The 17,310-nt window shown below is 63.4% G+C and carries 17 protein-coding genes; 12 read left to right on the top strand and 5 right to left on the bottom strand.

From position 1 onward, the window contains the following. Positions 1–77: 77 nt before the first annotated feature. Positions 78–974 carry a PA4780 family RIO1-like protein kinase gene (locus AC07W7_RS25340; protein WP_076961462.1) on the bottom strand — a complete coding sequence of 299 codons (897 nt, stop codon included), beginning with the start codon at positions 972–974 and terminating at the stop codon, positions 78–80. 174 nt (positions 975–1,148) lie between these two features. Further along, positions 1,149–2,426 (bottom strand): acetyl-CoA C-acetyltransferase, encoded by a 1,278-nt coding sequence (locus AC07W7_RS25335; RefSeq protein WP_495040335.1) that lies wholly within the window; start codon positions 2,424–2,426, stop codon positions 1,149–1,151. Between the two features lie 106 nt (positions 2,427–2,532). Here AC07W7_RS25335 and AC07W7_RS25330 point away from each other — a divergent pair, with 106 nt between their 5' ends. The 4 genes from AC07W7_RS25330 to AC07W7_RS25315 all read left to right on the top strand — a co-directional run bounded on the left by AC07W7_RS25330 (position 2,533) and on the right by AC07W7_RS25315 (position 8,505). Further along, a complete protein-coding gene (locus AC07W7_RS25330) occupies positions 2,533–3,885 on the top strand; it encodes a 3-oxoacyl-ACP reductase (RefSeq protein WP_495040334.1) in 1,353 nt (450 codons plus the stop codon). 2 nt (positions 3,886–3,887) lie between these two features. Then, on the top strand, positions 3,888–4,733 hold the full coding sequence (locus tag AC07W7_RS25325; RefSeq protein WP_495040333.1) for a MaoC family dehydratase: 846 nt from the start codon (positions 3,888–3,890) through the stop codon (positions 4,731–4,733). Between the two features lie 312 nt (positions 4,734–5,045). Beyond that, on the top strand, positions 5,046–6,653 hold the full coding sequence (locus AC07W7_RS25320; RefSeq protein ID WP_495040332.1) for a collagen-like triple helix repeat-containing protein: 1,608 nt from the start codon (positions 5,046–5,048) through the stop codon (positions 6,651–6,653). A 169-nt stretch (positions 6,654–6,822) separates the two neighbouring features. Next, the gene (locus AC07W7_RS25315; RefSeq protein WP_495040331.1) at positions 6,823–8,505 is read left to right on the top strand and encodes a ShlB/FhaC/HecB family hemolysin secretion/activation protein; all 1,683 of its coding nucleotides are present in this window, start codon (positions 6,823–6,825) and stop codon (positions 8,503–8,505) included. A gap of 102 nt (positions 8,506–8,607) precedes the next feature. Here AC07W7_RS25315 and AC07W7_RS25310 read toward each other — a convergent pair whose 3' ends face one another. The 3 genes from AC07W7_RS25310 to AC07W7_RS25300 are packed head-to-tail and all read right to left on the bottom strand — an operon-like array spanning position 8,608 to position 9,491. Continuing rightward, a complete protein-coding gene (locus AC07W7_RS25310; RefSeq protein WP_076961468.1) occupies positions 8,608–8,796 on the bottom strand; it encodes a Flp family type IVb pilin in 189 nt (62 codons plus the stop codon). A 25-nt stretch (positions 8,797–8,821) separates the two neighbouring features. Further along, positions 8,822–9,247, bottom strand: coding sequence for a response regulator (locus AC07W7_RS25305; RefSeq protein ID WP_076961469.1), 426 nt, complete (start codon positions 9,245–9,247; stop codon positions 8,822–8,824). 55 nt (positions 9,248–9,302) lie between these two features. Next, positions 9,303–9,491: a Flp family type IVb pilin gene (locus tag AC07W7_RS25300; protein WP_076961470.1), complete on the bottom strand. Its 189-nt coding sequence runs from the start codon at positions 9,489–9,491 to the stop codon at positions 9,303–9,305. A gap of 327 nt (positions 9,492–9,818) precedes the next feature. Between AC07W7_RS25300 and cpaB the strand changes: the two genes are divergently transcribed. Genes cpaB through AC07W7_RS25260 form a run of 8 tightly spaced genes read left to right on the top strand, consistent with a single transcriptional unit; the run spans position 9,819 to position 17,222 of the window. Further along, the gene (cpaB, locus tag AC07W7_RS25295; RefSeq protein ID WP_495040330.1) at positions 9,819–10,766 is read left to right on the top strand and encodes a Flp pilus assembly protein CpaB; all 948 of its coding nucleotides are present in this window, start codon (positions 9,819–9,821) and stop codon (positions 10,764–10,766) included. Positions 10,767–10,785: 19 nt separating this feature from the next. Further along, positions 10,786–11,988: a type II and III secretion system protein family protein gene (locus AC07W7_RS25290; RefSeq protein ID WP_099170187.1), complete on the top strand. Its 1,203-nt coding sequence runs from the start codon at positions 10,786–10,788 to the stop codon at positions 11,986–11,988. After that, entirely contained in the window at positions 11,985–13,178 is a 1,194-nt protein-coding gene (locus AC07W7_RS25285; RefSeq protein ID WP_099170186.1) for a CpaE/TadZ family protein, read from the top strand. The genes AC07W7_RS25290 and AC07W7_RS25285 overlap by 4 nt, the downstream gene beginning before the upstream one ends. Then, positions 13,175–14,446, top strand: a complete 1,272-nt coding sequence (locus tag AC07W7_RS25280; protein WP_169866896.1) for a TadA family conjugal transfer-associated ATPase — start codon at positions 13,175–13,177, stop codon at positions 14,444–14,446. The genes AC07W7_RS25285 and AC07W7_RS25280 overlap by 4 nt, the downstream gene beginning before the upstream one ends. Positions 14,447–14,456: 10 nt before the next feature. Continuing rightward, on the top strand, positions 14,457–15,338 hold the full coding sequence (locus AC07W7_RS25275) for a type II secretion system F family protein (protein ID WP_495040329.1): 882 nt from the start codon (positions 14,457–14,459) through the stop codon (positions 15,336–15,338). A gap of 1 nt (position 15,339) precedes the next feature. Continuing rightward, positions 15,340–16,227, top strand: coding sequence for a type II secretion system F family protein (locus tag AC07W7_RS25270; protein ID WP_169898941.1), 888 nt, complete (start codon positions 15,340–15,342; stop codon positions 16,225–16,227). Between the two features lie 10 nt (positions 16,228–16,237). Continuing rightward, positions 16,238–16,936: a tetratricopeptide repeat protein gene (locus AC07W7_RS25265; RefSeq protein WP_495040328.1), complete on the top strand. Its 699-nt coding sequence runs from the start codon at positions 16,238–16,240 to the stop codon at positions 16,934–16,936. Between the two features lie 19 nt (positions 16,937–16,955). After that, positions 16,956–17,222, top strand: a complete 267-nt coding sequence (locus tag AC07W7_RS25260; protein ID WP_076961478.1) for a DUF3613 domain-containing protein — start codon at positions 16,956–16,958, stop codon at positions 17,220–17,222. Positions 17,223–17,310: the final 88 nt, after the last annotated feature.

The following is a 17,310-nucleotide window of genomic DNA, read 5'->3' as shown; positions in this document are numbered from 1 at the left end:
GCAAGCCCGGCTCCCACACAAGCCCAGCTCCTACACAAGCCAGCTCCCACATGTTTAGATCTCCATGAATCTGGAGATCACTGCATCCAGGGCGGCGGCGGTTCTTCTGCCGGTTTACCCGGTGGCGCATCATCCGCCGCACGGATCGCCTGGCGCCGCTCTTCGTCAAGCCGCGCCGCTTCGATCTCACGCATCACGCCGCCCACGTCCGCCAATTCTTCCGGCTCGTCGAACTCGCCAGTCAATACGCTGGCCGGGTGCAAGGTGCCGGCTTCGTACAGCGCCCACATTTCCTTGGCGTACTTGGTGGCCTTCAATTCCGGGGCAAAGCGCCCGAAATACGAAGCCATGTTGCCCACGTCCCGCTCCAGCATGGTGAATGCGTGGTTGTTACCCGCCGCGTCCACCGCCTGAGGCAGGTCGATGATCACGGGGCCCGTCGGCGTCAACAGCACGTTGAACTCCGACAGGTCACCGTGCACCAGGCCGGTACACAGCATCAGCACGATCTGCGAGATCAGGAAAGCGTGATACTCCCGGGCCTGATCCGGTTCCAGGACCACGTCGTTCAGGCGTGGCGCCGCGTCACCGTATTCATCGGCCACCAGTTCCATCAGCAACACGCCTTCAAGGAAGTCGTAGGGCTGGGGCACGCGCACACCGGCACCGGCCAGGCGAAACAGGGCCGCCACTTCGGCGTTCTGCCACGCGTCCTCGGTTTCTTTCTTGCCGAACTTGGAGCCCTTGGCCATGGCCCGGGCCTGCCGGCTGTTGCGGACCTTGCGGCCTTCCTGGTATTCGGCCGCCTGACGAAAACTTCGTTTATTCGCCTCCTTGTAGACCTTGGCGCAACGTAACTCGTTGCCGCAGCGCACCACATAAACAGCTGCTTCTTTACCACTCATGAGTGGGCGCAGCACTTCGTCGACCAGACCGTCCTCGATCAGGGGTTCAATGCGTTTAGGAGTCTTCATCAGCTTTTATTGTGGGTCCTTTATTACCAAACACGCGTATGGCACTCGTTATACGGCAATCCTCGCACAGCGGGGAGAGGGTAACGAGCTTTGATCTGCTAAAGAATGCATCCAATATGCCAGATTAATCCGACAACGCCGTCATTGTTGAAGGCGTTCGGATGATAGCCGAGATCAGCGCTCAATGATTGCCGTCACGCCCTGCCCGCCCGCGGCGCAGATCGAGATCAGCCCGCGGCCCTTGCCCGCCGCGTCCAGCAGCTTGGCCAGGTTGGCGACGATACGCCCGCCCGTGGCGGCAAACGGATGCCCGGCGGCCAGGGAACTGCCCTTGACGTTCAGGCGGCTGCGGTCGATGGCGCCCAACGGCGCGTCCAGGCCCAGGCGGGTCTTGCAGTAATCGGCGTCTTCCCAGGCCTTGAGCGTGCACAACACCTGGGCGGCGAAGGCTTCGTGGATTTCGTAGTAGTCGAAATCCTGCAAGGTCAGGCCATTTCTCGCCAACAGGCGTGGCACGGCATACACCGGCGCCATCAACAGCCCCTCGGCGCCATTGACGGAATCCACCGCCGCCGCTTCGCCATCGCGCAGGTAGGCGAGGATCGGCAGGCCACGTTCCTTGGCCCAGGCTTCGCTGCCCAACAGCACCAGGGACGCGCCATCGGTCAGTGGCGTGGAGTTGCCGGCGGTCAGGGTGCCCTTTGCGCTACGTTCAAACGCCGGTTTGAGGCTGGCGAGTTTCTCCAGGGTCAGGTCCGGGCGCAGGTTGTTGTCACGGGTCAGGCCCAGGAACGGCGTGAGCAAATCGTTATGCCAGCCTTCAGCGTAGGACGCGGCCATTTTCTGGTGGCTTTCCAGGGCCAGTTGGTCCTGCTCGGCGCGGGGGATCTGCCAGGTCTGCGCCATCAGCTCGCAATGCTCGCCCATGGACAGGCCAGTGCGTGGCTCGCCATTGCGCGGCAGCTCCGGCTTCAGGTGTTGCGGACGAAGTTGTAACAGGACTTTTAATTTATCCGCCATGGATTGGCTGCGATTGGCTTGCAGCAGGATCTTGCGCAACCCCTCATTGACGCCGATGGGCGCATCGGAGGTGGTGTCGACGCCGCCGGCAATCCCGCATTCGATTTGCCCCAGGGCAATCTTGTTGGCCACCAGCAGCGCCGCTTCCAGGCCGGTGCCACAGGCTTGTTGAATGTCATAGGCCGGGGTTTGTGGCGACAGGCGCGAGCCCAGCACGCATTCACGGGTCAGGTTGAAATCCCGCGAGTGCTTGAGCACCGCGCCGGCGGCCACTTCGCCCAGGCGCAGGCCGTGCAGGTTGTAGCGCTCGATCAGGCCTTCCAGGGCTGCGGTCAGCATGGCCTGGTTACTCGCGGTGGCGTAGGGGCCATTGGAACGGGCGAAGGGGATACGATTACCGCCAATGATCGCGACACGGCGCAACTGAGTCATGGAAAGCTCCCGGTTAGGTGGTAGGTGCAATCCTGAGCCTAGACTAGGAACGACTGTCACCTATTGATGGTCCACCCTTTGAACCCCAGCAGCCGGAGAGCGTTCCATGTCTGACCGTTATATCGACTTCGCCAACTCAAGCCTCGGCCACCGCCTGGTCTCGGCCATTGGCCTGCCGTCCCCGGTACGCCTGGAGCGCTGGCAAGCCGGACGCCTGCGCCCGGTGGACGGCGCCCTGCTGTTGGGCGGCGGCCCGCTTGCGGCCCAGGTACAGGGGTTTGCCCATAAACTCACCGAGGCCATCTACAGCTACGGCCCCGAACCGCTGCCGGCCACGCCGTGGATTCCCGGGCATGGCCCCAAGCTCAAGGCGGTGCTGTTCGATGCCAGCCACTTGCAGCACACCGACCAACTCAAGCAACTGCGCGAATTCTTCCAGCCGCTGCTGAAAAATCTCGATCACAGCGCGCACCTGGTGATTCTCGGCCGCGCCCCGGAAAGCCTCGGCGAACCGTTTGCCGCCAGTGCCCAGCGGGCCCTCGAAGGCTTCAGCCGCTCCCTGGCCAAGGAGCTGCGCAACGGCGGCACCTTGCAGTTGCTGTATGTCGCAGAGGGCGCCGAGGAGCAGCTGGAAGGTGCGCTGCGGTTTTTCCTCTCACCCAAAAGCGCCTATATCTCTGGCCAGGTGCTGCGCCTGAGCGCCTGCCCGACCCAGGTGCATGACTGGACGCGCCCGCTGGCCGGGCTCAAGGCTCTGGTGACCGGAGCCGCCCGTGGCATCGGCGCCTCGATTGCCGAAACCCTGGCCCGCGACGGTGCCGAGATTGTGTTGCTGGATGTGCCGCAAGCCAAGGCCGACCTCGACGCCCTCGCCGCACGCCTGGGCGGGCGTGGGATTGCCCTGGATATCTGCGCCGATGACGCCGCCACGCAACTGATCGAGCAATTGCCGGACGGCATCGACATCGTGGTGCACAACGCCGGTATCACCCGCGACAAGACCCTGGCCAATATGACCCCGGAATACTGGGACGCCGTCTTGGCGGTCAACCTCAACGCCCCGCAAGTGTTGACCAAGGCCCTGCTCGACAGCGGCACCCTGCACGACAATGGCCGCGTGGTAGTACTCGCGTCCATCAGCGGCATCGCCGGCAATCGCGGGCAAACCAACTACGCCGCGAGCAAGGCCGGGCTGATCGGTCTGGCCCAGGCCTGGGCACCGCTGCTGGCGCCACGGGGGATCAGCATCAACGCGGTGGCGCCGGGGTTTATCGAGACCCAGATGACGGCGCATATCCCCTTCGCCCTGCGTGAAGCCGGGCGACGCATGAGCTCGTTGGGCCAGGGTGGCTTGCCGCAGGATGTTGCCGAAGCGGTGGCCTGGCTGGGCCAGCCGGGGTCGGGCGCGGTCAGTGGCCAGGCGCTGCGGGTATGCGGGCAAAGCCTGCTGGGAGCGTAACCATGCTGTGGCACACCTTACCCGGCAGCCCGGCGCTGCCACCGCTGTACTGGCGCGCCGCGCTCAAGCGCAAGATCACCGGCACCACGTTGCCCGACTCTGGGCTGCACTGCCGGGTGCAGGTCAATCCCGAGGCGGTGGCGGCCTACCGCAAGGTCTGCGGGTTTGCCCAGAGCCCGGTGCTGCCGGCGACTTATCCGCACATCCTGGCGTTCGGCCTGCAGTTGCAGTTGCTGACCGCGCGAGAATTCCCCTTCCCGCTGCTGGGGCTGGTGCATTTAAGCAACCGTATCCGCGTGTTTCGCCCTATGGGCGGGGTCAGTGATGTGCGGGTCAGTGTGCAGTCGCGCAACCTGCAAGCCCATGCCAAGGGCGCGACCTTTGACCTGATCACCACCGTCGAGGATTCCCTGGGTTTGCTATGGGAGGGCGAAAGCCAAATGCTTTGTCGCGGGGTGAAACTCGAAGGCCTGGCGCCAGAATCCCTGCCCACGCCCAATAGGGTCAGCGAGCTGAGCCGCTGGCAGGCACCGTCCGATATCGGCCGGCGCTACGCTCGGGTATCCGGCGACTACAACCCGATCCACTTGAGCGCCCTCACCGCCAAGCTGTTCGGTTTTCCCCAGGCGATCGCCCATGGGCTGTGGAACAAGGCACGCACCGTGGCAGCCCTGGATGAACATCTGCCGGCGGCGAATATCGAGATCTACGTTGAGTTCAAGAAACCTGTGCGCCTGCCTGGGGAGGTCATCTTGTTGACCAGTGCGCCCGGCTCCAGCGGCGAGTTGCAACTCAAGGGGCCTGGCGATATCGAACATATGCTCGGCAAGTGGCAACCCATTGCCTGAAACAGAGGCGACTCGCTGATTAATTGTATATATACACCCTAAGTTATAGCGGGCTCTTGATAGCCCGCCAATTTATTCAACTAGTTGATTTACATCACATCCCCACAAACAAAAAACCACTTTATATATCTTTGGTATTAATCACCAAGACGCATACCCACGCCAGTATATAAATCGTTAATACCAAGTTGAGCGTTGCGATAAAGAGTCCCGAAGACTGTTATAGCCACAACGGACGCATGTATTGCCTGCCGCAGAACAGACGAACGTGCGAAACCAACAAAGGCTGTACCAGGTGCTAAGGAACTCATCATGAAAACTCAAGTCGTGTTGTGGAAGGCAAGTACTGCAGTGGCCCTTATCCTGGCGATGAGCCTGGGAGGCTGCAGCAGTGGTGGTGGCGGTCATAAGAGCAGCGTTGCTTCCTCCTCCCCGGATGCCGGCGCCGGCACCGGTGGTGGTACTGGTGGTGGCGACGGTGGCGGAACCGGCGGTGGTACCGGTGGCGGCACGGGTGGCGGAACCGGCGGTGGTACCGGTGGCGGCACGGGCGGCGGAACCGGTGGTGGTACTGGCGGCGGCACGGGTGGCGGAACCGGTGGTGGTGATGGTGGTACTGGCTCGACCACCACCCCCTTGGTCACTGGCCAGATTGCCGCCAACCTGGGCGATACCCTCGGCAACGTAGGCACCGCCATTGGTGGTATCGGCACAACCGTTGGCGGCGTTCCAGTGGTCGGCGTCACCGCCGGCGGGCTGGTGACCAGCGTGGGCACCGCCGTTGGCAGCGTCAGTGATGGCCTGACCGATGGCCTCGGCTCCCTGGGCACCAACAGCAACTCCCTGGGCATTACCGTGGCCGGCGTGGGCAACGCGGTCGCCGATCTGGGCGCCGGTGTTTCGACCACGGGCCAATCCCTGTCCACCACCTTGGGTGGCATCCCGGTCGTCGGCGGGCTGGCCGGGGGTGTCGGCGGCACTGTCGGTGGCGTGGTCGACGGGGTGGGCCAAACCGTCACCATGCTCGGCGATACCTTGAGTACTGCCAGCACCACTGGCCCCCTGGGATCGGTCACCAGCACCCTGGGCGGCAACGTCCTGGTGCCGGTGGTCTCGCTGGTTGAGAACACCACAGGCAACCTCGGCAAAGCCACCGGCCTGGGCGCACCAGTCAATGGCCTGCTGGATCAAGTCGGTTCAACCGTCACCGGCCTCAGTGGTCAAGTGACAGGCGCCGGCGGTACTGGCAACCCTGTCACCGGCCTCGTGGGCAATGTGCTCGGCGGTGTCGGTGCGGTGGCGGGCACTTCCGGTGGCCTGGTTTCGCCCTCTGCCGGGACCGGCAGCGGCACCAGCCCAGCCTCTGGCCTGCCTGAGCTGGTGGGTGGCCTGGTGGCCAACGTCGGCAGCGGCCTGAATGCGGGCAACACCAACGGCACCGTCAGTGCGGGCGGTGTGGCAGGTGGTTCGCTGGGCAGTACCGTGGCCTCCCTCGGCACTGTCATCGGAGGCACAGGGGTCGCCAACACCACCGCCACTGCACCGGTTGCAGGCCTGGCCAGCAATGTGGGCGCCGCGCTGAATCCTGTAACGTCGGGTATCAGCAGCCTGACCCAGAACATCGGCACCACCACCGGCATCGGTACACCGGTCGACGGCCTGGTGAGTCAAGTAGGCGGGGCGGTCAGCAGCCTCGGCACCAGCCTCACCGCGACCAATACCAGCCCCATCACCAACACCCTGGGGCAAACCGTCAACACCGTGGGCGGGGTAGTCACCTCGCTGGGCGGCGCGGTCACCGGTGGCACCACCAGTTCCGGCGGCCTGCTCGGTGGCCTGAATATCGGCGCAACCGCCACAGGCACCACCACCGGCACCGTCGGCGTAGGCGGCCTGCTCAACGGCCTGACCGGCCAATAGAAGAATTACACCTGGCCCATTAGACGGCCTCCCCTACAGCGCCTACGCTTGGTTGAGACGAGAGATTCCAATGGGACTCTCGTCTTTTTTATGGGTGCTCCCCAACCGCGTCCAAGAACCCGGCGGGCCCCTGCGAAATGCCGCTGCAGTTTTGACCATGGAGTGTCCTATGCGCGTTTTGACGCCGTTGTTATTGCTCACCCTCAGCGCTTACGTCCAGGCCGAGACCCTACCCAGCTTCCTCAACAGCAACGACACCATCCGCAACCTCCCCGTCCCCAACCTGCCCGCCGACGCCTACCGCCCGGTGACGCCCCAGACCCAATTGCCGCAGCCCCCAGCCGCACAAGCGCAACCGTTGCTGATGGACACCAGGGTCACCATCGGCAAGCTGCAGATCGAAGGCGGCACGGTGTACCCGCTAAAGGACGTCGCCCAGGTGTTCGAGCCGTTGATTGGCCATGAAACCAACCTCGCCCAGCTGATCGAAGCCACCCGCAGCATCACCCGTCGCTATCAGCAGGATGGCTACCTGTTGTCCTACGCCTTCCTGCCCGACCAGCGCTTTGAACAGGGCCTGGTGCGCGTGGTCTTGGTGGAGGGGTATATCAAGGACTACCAGGTGCAGAGCGACATCGGTCCGGTCTCGGCCTACATCGACAAGCTGGCGCAAAAACTCCAGGCCGAACGCCCTCTGACCCGCAAGACCTTCGAGCGCTACACCACCTTGATGGGACGGATTCCCGGCGTGACCCTGCAAGCACAAGTACCGCCACCGGGCACGACCGATGGCGCCGCCCATATGAATATCCAGGCCAGCCGCAAACCCTTTACCAGCAGCATGAGCATGACCGACAACAGCCGTGGCGGCCTGCAAGCCCTGATCGCCGGCACCAGCAATTCCCAGACCGCGATGGGCGAACAACTGAGCCTCAGCGGCCTGTTCCCGCCGGGTGAAGACAAAGAGCATTACTACCGGCTCGACTACAGCCAGTTCATCAATGCCGAAGGCACACAACTGAGCCTGTATGGCGCACGTTATCGCAGCGACCCGAGTACCCACATCCGCCTGGACGGCGGCTTTTCGCTCAAGCCGCACCGCGAGAACGACCGCTTCTCCATCGGCCTGAGCCATCCGCTGATCGCCTCACCCGGCGAGTCCCTGACCCTCAGCACACGCTTTTACGGGGTCAACGACAAGACCCGCTATCAACTGGTGGGTTACCCGCAACGCTTCGACGTGGAAACCGACCTGCGTGCCCTGGCCTTTGAAGGCGATTGGCGCAAGGCCGACCAGCGCCAGCTGCGCATCCTCAGCGCCGGCCTGTACCAGGGCATCGACGGCCTGGGCGCCAATACGCGCAGTGACTTCGAGGGGATAAAGTCCGACCTGGACTTCTTGCGCCTGCGCCTGTCCGGGGTACAGAGCGACAAGTTCTTCGACAACTGGCAAGGCGTGCTGTCGGCGGCGCTGTACTGGAGCGACGACACCCTGCCCGACAGCGAACGGGCGGTGTTTGGCGGGCAGAATTTCGGGCGGGGCTACCCCGATGACCAGGGCTCGGGCGACAAGGGCTGGGGCGTGGCCTACGAGGTCAACTACAGCTACAACCGTGCGGGCGACTGGGTCAGGATCGTCCAGCCCTACATCGTGCTCGACCGTGCCAGGACCTGGTTCAACGACCTGCCGGTGAAGGGCAGCGACCTGTCCTCTGCGGCGGTCGGCCTGCGGTTTGGCGATGCCAAGTACTACAACATTGCACTGGAGGCGGCCAAGCCGATGTCGGATATGGCATTGGACAGTTTTAACCGGCGGCCGCGGTATACGTTGAGCTTCAGCTATCAGTTGTAGTGTGGGAGCGGGCTTGCCCGCGATTGCGGTGTGTCAGTCAATCTATTCGGCGACTGACGCACCGCTATCTGGAGCAAGCCCACAGGAAATACCGCTGCGCACTCAGGTCAGGGCATCCCCCACCTTGCCAAAGAACGTGGTGATCTGCGGCCCCAGCAACTTCCCGGCCGCCAGCACCACCAGCGCAATGACCGCAATCAGAATCACATACTCGATGGCGGTCGCACCGTCCTTGCGGTGCAGGAACAGCATGAACCGCACATGCAACTTCAACAGCAGGGCAAACAACATGGGACCTCTCCTCGATACGTAATGATCAACGATGGCGCAATGGCGTGTTCATCTGTTCCCTGCGCCGGGGAAACAGAGTCTCCAGGGTCTCGATCAGGCGTGTCAGGTAAATGGGTTTGCGAAACAGGTCCAAAACCTGCAGTCGCAACATGTCGCTGACGTCGTCCATTTCGGCATGGCCGGACATGACAATGACCGGGAGGTGTTGGCGCGAAGTATGTTCACGCAGGCGCTTGATCAGGGAGATGCCACTTTCTTCCGGCATGCGCAGGTCAGTGATAACCAGCGCGATATCCGGGTGCAGGGTCAGTTCCTGCAAGGCAAAGGTGACGGAGGTGGCGCAGAAACAAACAAAGCCCTCGTTCTCCAGCGACTCGGCCAGTTCAACGAGGGCATCCTCTTCATCATCCACCAGCAGGATTTGCTGGCGGCTCGCGGCAACGGCGTTCATGAGCAATACCTTCCACGACAATCACTGATGGGCATGCTCGATGTACCACGGCCGATCAGGTCAACGCTGCCCCGACTTTAGCGAACATGGCCGCGATCTGAGGCCCAAGCAGTTTCCCCGCCGCCAGCACAACCAGCGCAATGACCGCGACCAGAATCACGTACTCAATCGCCGTGGCGCCCTCTTTGCGCTGAAAGAACAGTTGGAGTTGGACGTAGAGCTTCATCATGACGGTAAGGAACATATGACTTCTCCTTGGTGCCTGCTGGCGCAGATCGCGGTGCTGCACGGTGATTGCTGCGTGCCACTAGAGCATTGTCAACAAACCCCACCTCAACAACTGTAAGAACGGATTAATCACAAAGTAGTAGTCGCACCATTGGCGTCATCACCCCGGAGCTTAAGGACGCAGGTCGAACGTTTCAAAATAAATCACGATCGCTAATGGCATTTTGTCCTAGCTCGGCTACCGTCAAATAGCCAAATCGTTAGATGTTCATAGCTGCCTGGTTGCGAAATCAACTCGTTGGGAAAAACGGGCCTGTGATGCAACAGGAAAGGGAGAGCCTTCATGAACAGTCGTGTCAGCATGATCCTGGCTGGGTTGTTATTAATCGGTGCGCTGTTCGCAGGCTATTGGGGATTGGTGCTGAGTCGTCCACCTGAACTGGCGGCCGAGCCATCGCCATCCGGCGTTTCCATGGAAAAAACCGTCACCGCCGTCGAGGACCAGACCCGTCAAGCCGTGGTGGTCCTGGTACGCGATGTGCCGCCCTATGTGGCGCTCACCGCCGCTGACCTGGCCCTGGAAAAACTGCGCACGGCACCGGCCGGCAGCTTGACCCGCCTCGACCAGGCCATTGGCCGCACCCCGTGGAGAACCCTGCATGCCGGCACCTGGCTGGATGACGCCAGCTTCAATGCCGGTGGCCCCCTGGCGCGGATGATCCGCCCTGACGAACGCGCCCTGGCGGTGGCCGTCGATGAAGTCATCGGCGCGGCTGGCCAGTTGAGCCCCGGGGATTATGTGGATGTGCTGTTGTTCCTGCGCCCGGAAGGCACCAACCCGGAGCCCTCGACCCAGATCATCGTGCCCGCCCTGCGCCTGCTCAGCGTGGGCGATAACCTCGGCCCGACCAACGATGGCAAGCCCGCCGTTGCGCCGCCCGCCACCGATGAAGAAAAAGCCCGCCAGGCCCAACGCCAGGCAAGCCCGCCGCGGACCGTGGTGCTGGCCGTGCCGCAACCGTTGATGAGCCGCTTGATGCTGGCCACCAGTGTCGGCGCCTTGCGCCTGGCCGTACGCAGTGCCGATGAACAGCTGTTGAGCCAATACTGGGCCGGCAATAACGAGGCCCCCGCCAAGCTGCAAAGCGCCAATCGCGAGCTGTACCAGTTCACTCAACTGGCCATGGCCGGAGCCCCCAAAAGAGTCGCCCAAACCGGGAGCGCCAACGAATCCAGGCGCGCCGGCATCGAGGTCATACGCGGCAACCAAGCGACCCAACAAAATCCCTGATTGAACAAGGATGCCTTGAATGCCCCATCGTCTCGCACCTGCGTTCACGCACATGGCCTGGGCCCTGATGCTGTCCGGCCTGCCGGTTGGCCTGGCATTCGCCGCCCCGGACAGTTGCAGCAACCTGGGCGCCCTGCCGGCCGTGGTCGAGGTCGGCGAAGGTTTGCAACAAACCCTGCAATCGCCGGTGGCGATTACCCGCCTGGCCATCGGCGACCCGAAAATCGCCGATGTGCACCTCAACGGTGATCGTGGCTTCCTGCTCACCGGCATTGCCTCCGGGGCCACCAGCCTGATGGTCTGGACCCACTGCTCCAGCGCCCCGCGCCAGAGCATGGTGTTCGTCAAGGGCAAGGCCAATTCCAGCCTGACCAGCCTGGCCCTGGCACCGTCCGACGATCCGTCCCTGCCCAGCCAGGTGCAGACCGATATCCGCTTTGTCGAAGTCAGCCGCACCAAACTCAAGGAGGCCAGTACCTCGATCTTTGGCGGCACCCGCAACTTCCTGTTCGGCAGCCCGCGCACAGCCGGGGGGGCCCTGCCCCTGGATAACGAAAGTTTTAATATCGGCATCGGCGGCGGGCGCTTTTCGGCGATGATCAATGCCCTGGAACGCAGCGGTTTTGCCTACACCCTGGCGCGGCCAAGCCTGGTTGCCATGAGCGGGCACAGCGCGACGTTCCTCGCTGGCGGCGAAGTGCCGATCCCGGTGCCCAGTACCGGCAGTAACACCATCTCCATCGAGTACAAAGAGTTCGGCATCCGCCTGACCCTGACCCCGACTGTGATCGACCGCACACGGATTTCCCTCAAGGTGGCACCGGAAGTCAGCGAACTGGATTACGCCAACGCCCTGCAGGTAGAAGGCATCCAGGTGCCCGCCCTGACTGTGCGCCGTACCGACACCACGGTGTCCCTGGCCGATGGCGAAAGCTTTGTGATCAGCGGCCTGATCAGCAATAACAACCGTTCCACCATCAGCAAGTTTCCAGGCCTGGGCGACATCCCGATCCTCGGTGCGTTTTTCCGCGACAGCAACGTCAGCCGCGAGGAAAAAGAGCTGCTGATGATCGTCACCCCGCACCTGGTCCAACCCCTGGCCGCCAACGCCCGCCTGCCCTCCCTGCCCGGGGAAAAACTGCGCAACTACGACCCCAACTGGTATCGCCTGTACTTCCTGGAAAACGGCAACTTCGACCGACGTACAGGACTTTCCCAATGAGCGATAGCCTGAGCCAGACGTTCCTGGCAATCACCCGCAACACCACCGACCTGGAATGGCTGCAAGGCGCCCTGGCGCCCCTGGGCCAAGTGGTCAGTGCCGGGGGTGGCAGCCTCGATGAGCTACTGGCCCTGGTGGACGTGACCTTCGCCAACCTGGTGTTCGTGGGCCTGGACCGTGAGCATGTGGTGGCCCAGAGCGCCTTGATCGAGGGGGCCCTGGAAGCCAAGCCGATGCTGGCGATCGTTGCCCTGGGCGACGGCATGGACAACCAACTGGTGCTCAACGCAATGCGCGCCGGGGCGCGGGATTTTGTTGCCTATGGCTCACGCTCCAGTGAAGTCGCCGGCCTGGTGCGACGCTTGAGCAAGCGCCTGCCACCGGTGGCCCACAACACGCACCTGGGTGGCCTCACCGTGTTGTATGGCACCCAGGGCAATGCCGACGGCGCCCTGCTCGCCAGCCACCTGGCCATGGTGGTGCAAAAGAGCGGCCAACAAACCCTGCTGCTGGACCTGGGCTTGCCCCGGGGCGACAGCCTGGCCCTGCTGGGCCTGGAAAGCGCGTTCAACTTTGGCGATGCCCTGCGCCATTTGCGCCGCCTGGACACCACCTTGATCAACAGCGCCTTTACCGCCACCGACGGCGGCCTGCGCATCCTCGCCTACAGCGAAGGCGACGAGCCGCTGGAAATGACCAGTGCCGCCGAGCTGTACATGCTGCTCAGTGCCTTGCGCCAGCACTTCCAGCACATCGTGGTGAACCTCACCGGCCAGCGCGACAGCGAAGCCCTGCGCACCTTCGTCAGTCACTGCGACAAACTTCTGTGGTGCACCGACCAGAACGTCCTCGACTGCCGGCGCAACCTGGCGGTGCTCAATCAGTGGCGGGAAAAAGGCATGAAGCTTGATCATGCCAAGTTGCTGGTCGACCGCTACCTCAAAGGTGCTGCGCCGGATACCGAGGCCCTGGAAAAGAGCTTCGGCCTGGAAGCCATTGCAGTGTTGCCGCTCAGCGCCGAGGTCCGCCTGAATGCCAAGAACCAGGGGCAGACCCTGTTCAGCCTGGCGCCGCGAGAACCCCTGACGCAGCACCTCAAGACCCTCGGCGAGCGCCTGGCCAAACGTACCGAGGGCCTGGAAAAACCTTCCCCTCGCTGGTTCACGCGACTGTTGGGGAGCGCCAAATGAGCGGCGAAAACCTCTTCGGCACACCCACTCGCGGGCTGGGTAGCGCCGTGGATAACGACGGCCTGAAACTGGTGCTGCACCGCTACATCATCGACGCCATCGAAGAGTCGGGGAAAAACCTGCTGGAGGGGTCGCGCCAATCCCTGGCGCAATTTGTCATCGACAAGGTGTCCGAATACATCACGCGCATGCACCTGGCGATTTCCCGCTATGAAATGGAGCGCCTGGCCGAGGAAATCGTCGATGAGCTGACCGGCTTCGGCCCGCTGGAAGTACTGTTGCGCGACCCCTCGGTGACCGAGATCCTGGTCAACGGCCCGCACCGGGTGTTTGTCGAACGGGACGGCCTGTTGCACCAGAGCGACCTGCGCTTTATCGACGCCCACCATGTGGAGCGGGTCATGCAACGCATCCTTGCGCCGCTGGGCCGGCGCCTGGATGAGTCATCGCCGATGGTCGATGCCCGGCTGCCCGATGGCAGCCGGGTCAACGCGATCATCCCGCCGATTGCCCTGGACGGCCCGTGCCTGTCGATTCGCAAGTTTCGCAAGGACATGCTCAAGAGCAGCGACCTGGTGGCGATGCAGACCATCGACCAATCGATCTTCGAGTTTTTCCAGGAGGCGGTGGGCAAGCGCTGCAATATCCTGATCAGCGGCGGCACCGGCACCGGCAAGACCACCCTGCTCAATATTCTCAGCCAGTTGATCAACCCCCATGAACGCCTGGTGACCATCGAAGACGTCGCCGAACTGCAACTGGGCCACCCCCACGTGGTCCGCCTGGAAACCCGCCCGCCCAATGCCGAAGGGCACGGCGAGGTGAAGGCCAGCGACCTGATCCGCAACGCCCTGCGGATGCGCCCGGACCGCATCATCCTCGGCGAGATCCGCGGTGTGGAAGTGCTGGATGTGATGACCGCCATGAACACTGGCCACGACGGCTCCATGAGTACCGTGCACGCCAACAATGCCCAGGACGCGCTGTTGCGCCTGGAAACCCTGGTGGGCCTGACCGGCCGCGCGATCGCGGAGAAAACCCTGCGCCAGATGATCTGCGCAGCGCTGGATGTGGTGATCCAGTTGACGCGCCTGCCCGATGGCCGGCGTTGCGTCAGTGAAGTGGTGGAAGTGGTGGGGGTGCGCGATGACGTGTATGTCACCAACACCCTGTTCCGCCATGACCGGCGCACCGGCTTCGGCTTCCTGCGCGAGGCCATCAACCCGGCGGGTGACAAGCTGCGCCGCGAATCCGCCCTGCCGCTATAGGAGCGTCACCATGACCGGCGCCATCCTGATGTTCAGCTGCGTGATCCTGATTGGCGTGTCGGTGCACCTGTTCCTCAGTGGCCTGCACCAGGCGCAAACCGACCGGGTCCTGGAACGGCTTGCCAAAGGCCAGCCGTTGTTGGCCGAAGAGCGCGGCCATTGGGTCGGCCTGGAACACATGTTCCAGCGCGCGGGCCTGGGCAAGCCCACCGACCGCCTGGGCCTGTGGCTGACCGGCTGGATGCTGGGCGCAGCCCTTGGGTTCCTGGTGTGGAGCTGGGCCGGACTGCTCGCCATGGCCTTGCTGCCGCCCCTGTTGCTGCGGCTGTACATCGCCTGGCGCTATCGGCGGCGGGTCAAGCGGATGATCGAGCAGTTGCCGCAAGTGCTCGACCATACCGTGCGCAGCCTGAAGTCCGGGCGCACCCTGGCCGACGCCCTGCTGGGGGCCATCGACAGCACCGAAGAGCCCTTGAAGCCCGCCATGGCACGCATCCAGCGCAACGTGCAATTGGGGGTCAGCCTGCCCGACGCCGCCAGTGACTTCGCCGAATTCTACGAACAGGACGAGTTGCGCATGCTTGCCCTGGGGCTGAAGGTCAACCACCGCTACGGCGGCAACGCCAGTGACTTGCTGGAGAACCTGATCAAGGTCATCCGCGAACGGGAACAAGGTGCCCGGCAATTACGTGCCATGACCGGCGAGACGCGGGTCACCGCGTTTGTGCTGGCCGGCATGCCGATTGCGATGGTGGGGTATTTCATGCTGATCAACCCCGGCTACCTGCTGACCATGTGGAACGACGACAGCGGCCGCTACATGCTGCTGGCCGCGCTGACCATGCAGGCGCTGGGCTGCCTGACGATGTGGCGCATGTTGCGGAGTATTTGAGATGGTCTTGCTGATCAGTGCCTTGTTGTTCCTGGCTGCGCTCGTGCTGATCGTCGGCCAGTGGCTGACCCAGCGCCGCCGCCTGCGCCTGGTCAACCAACGCCTGCAAGGCCAGTTGGTGCGCGGCGACCGCCTCGGCACCCTGCTCAGCCAGTTTGGCAACAGCCAGTTGGCCCAGCGCTCGGTGAACATGGATAACGAAACCCAGGTCCTGCTCAACCGCGTGGGCTGGCGCAAGGCCAATCAACGCGCGATCTTCGCCGCCTGCCAGATTGGCGTGCCGCTGGTGCTGGCCGGCGTGATCCTGGTGGGCGAGAGCTTGCTCTTTCCCAATGCCGACTCCCCGTGGATCGCGCCCCTGCTCGGCCTGGGCGTGGGCTACCTGATCCCCAAGCGCGTCCTCGCCAGCGTGGCCAAGGCCCGCCAGCAGCAAATCTCCCGCGAGGTGTCGACCTTTATCCCGCTGCTGCGCATCCTGTTCGAGTCGGGCATGGCGGTTGAACAGTCCCTGCGCGTGCTCAGTGTTGAAGCGCAGCGCCTGCTGCCGGCGCTGACCCAGGAACTGCGGTTGATCCTGGCACGGGTCGACTCGGGCCTGGAGCTGGGCGAGGAACTGGGCAAGACCGCCCGGTTGCTGGCCGTGGACGAGTTCACCGACACCTGCATCATTCTCCAGCAACTGATCCAGCAGGGCGGCGGCGCCATGAAGTCGCTGCTGGCCCTCAAGCAACTGCTCGACGACCGCCGCTTGACCCGTTTGCAGGAGTTCATCTCGAAGATGTCGGCCAAGATGTCGGTGGTGATGATGGTCTTCCTGTTTCCCGCTTTATTGATTGTGCTGGGGGGGCCGGCATTCATTGCGATCTCCCGGGCCCTGAGCAGTTTTTGAGGAGCGCGCGATGAAAGCACTGATTGCAGGCCTGGGCCTGCTGATGCTCGGCGGCTGTGCCAGCAACGGCCAGACGCCCTGGGCGGCACTGATGACCCCGGGCAGTTGCGCCAAGCCCAGCGCCGAACAGGAGCTGTCATTGAACCTGGCCGACGACATGGCCAACGAAGGGAAGATGCACGCCAGCCTGGCCAACCTGCAAAGTCTGCCGGAGTCTTTGCCGCAAGTGCGCCAGCGCAAGGCCAAGGTCTACCGCCTGCTCGGGCGCAGTGAAGCGCAACCGCTGTACCGCAGCCTGCTGGGCACCTGCATGGCGGCCGAAGGGGAACACGGCCTGGGGCAACTGGCGGCGGCCCAGGGTGACAACGCCCAGGCCCTGGCCCATATGCAACGGGCGGCGCAACTGGCGCCCACCGATGAAAAAATCCGCAACGACCTGGGGGTGGTCTACCTCCACCAACGGCGCCTGGAAGAGGCACGCTTTGAGTTCATGACGGCCATGGAACTCAAGCAAAGCGATCAACTGGCGGCCGTCAACCTGGTGACCCTGTTGATCTACCAGGACAACTGGGGGCAGGCCGCGCAACTGGCCAGCCAGGTGGGCCTGAGCCCCGAACAGGTCACCGAGGCCCAGGCCCGGGCCGAGAAACTCAAAACCAAGGGCCAGGTGGCGGCGGCCAGCGATACCCCGCCCGTACTGATCAAATAAGCGCTTGAAGGAGCCGCTGATGAAAATCCATTACCTCACCAGCCTGACGCTGCTGGCCCTGCCCCTGACGGTACTGGCCATCGAGCCGGGGCCCTCGTCCAAGGCCCAGCAGGAAACCGAGCACTGGCTGGGCCTGCAAGTCAGCGGGCAAGCCGCCTCACCCACGGTGCAAAGGGCAACGTCTGCCGAGCGCGAGCTGGCCATGCAACGCTGGATGGAAAGCAAAAAGTTCGCGATCCCCGAAAAATTCAACGAGGACGGCGCCAGCTCGGACGACAGCAAATAAGCCCCGGCACTGGAGAACCTGTGGGAGCGGGCTTGCCCGCGATAGCGGCGTGTCAGCCAGCAAATCTGTCACTGACATACCGCTATCG

The organism is Pseudomonas sp. GW821-FHT01D09 (assembly GCF_059422465.1).
This window is presented reverse-complemented; position numbering and strand designations above follow the sequence as displayed.

What these genes read in the sequence shown, in the direction of transcription:
- AC07W7_RS25340 (WP_076961462.1), bottom strand. Translation starts at nt 974, where the DNA reads ATGAAGACTCCTAAACGCATTGAACCCCTGATCGAGGACGGTCTGGTC.
- AC07W7_RS25335 (WP_495040335.1), bottom strand. Translation starts at nt 2,426, where the DNA reads ATGACTCAGTTGCGCCGTGTCGCGATCATTGGCGGTAATCGTATCCCC.
- AC07W7_RS25330 (WP_495040334.1), top strand. Translation starts at nt 2,533, where the DNA reads ATGTCTGACCGTTATATCGACTTCGCCAACTCAAGCCTCGGCCACCGC.
- AC07W7_RS25325 (WP_495040333.1), top strand. Translation starts at nt 3,888, where the DNA reads ATGCTGTGGCACACCTTACCCGGCAGCCCGGCGCTGCCACCGCTGTAC.
- AC07W7_RS25320 (WP_495040332.1), top strand. Translation starts at nt 5,046, where the DNA reads ATGAAAACTCAAGTCGTGTTGTGGAAGGCAAGTACTGCAGTGGCCCTT.
- AC07W7_RS25315 (WP_495040331.1), top strand. Translation starts at nt 6,823, where the DNA reads ATGCGCGTTTTGACGCCGTTGTTATTGCTCACCCTCAGCGCTTACGTC.
- AC07W7_RS25310 (WP_076961468.1), bottom strand. Translation starts at nt 8,796, where the DNA reads ATGTTGTTTGCCCTGCTGTTGAAGTTGCATGTGCGGTTCATGCTGTTC.
- AC07W7_RS25305 (WP_076961469.1), bottom strand. Translation starts at nt 9,247, where the DNA reads ATGAACGCCGTTGCCGCGAGCCGCCAGCAAATCCTGCTGGTGGATGAT.
- AC07W7_RS25300 (WP_076961470.1), bottom strand. Translation starts at nt 9,491, where the DNA reads ATGTTCCTTACCGTCATGATGAAGCTCTACGTCCAACTCCAACTGTTC.
- cpaB (WP_495040330.1), top strand. Translation starts at nt 9,819, where the DNA reads ATGAACAGTCGTGTCAGCATGATCCTGGCTGGGTTGTTATTAATCGGT.
- AC07W7_RS25290 (WP_099170187.1), top strand. Translation starts at nt 10,786, where the DNA reads ATGCCCCATCGTCTCGCACCTGCGTTCACGCACATGGCCTGGGCCCTG.
- AC07W7_RS25285 (WP_099170186.1), top strand. Translation starts at nt 11,985, where the DNA reads ATGAGCGATAGCCTGAGCCAGACGTTCCTGGCAATCACCCGCAACACC.
- AC07W7_RS25280 (WP_169866896.1), top strand. Translation starts at nt 13,175, where the DNA reads ATGAGCGGCGAAAACCTCTTCGGCACACCCACTCGCGGGCTGGGTAGC.
- AC07W7_RS25275 (WP_495040329.1), top strand. Translation starts at nt 14,457, where the DNA reads ATGACCGGCGCCATCCTGATGTTCAGCTGCGTGATCCTGATTGGCGTG.
- AC07W7_RS25270 (WP_169898941.1), top strand. Translation starts at nt 15,340, where the DNA reads ATGGTCTTGCTGATCAGTGCCTTGTTGTTCCTGGCTGCGCTCGTGCTG.
- AC07W7_RS25265 (WP_495040328.1), top strand. Translation starts at nt 16,238, where the DNA reads ATGAAAGCACTGATTGCAGGCCTGGGCCTGCTGATGCTCGGCGGCTGT.
- AC07W7_RS25260 (WP_076961478.1), top strand. Translation starts at nt 16,956, where the DNA reads ATGAAAATCCATTACCTCACCAGCCTGACGCTGCTGGCCCTGCCCCTG.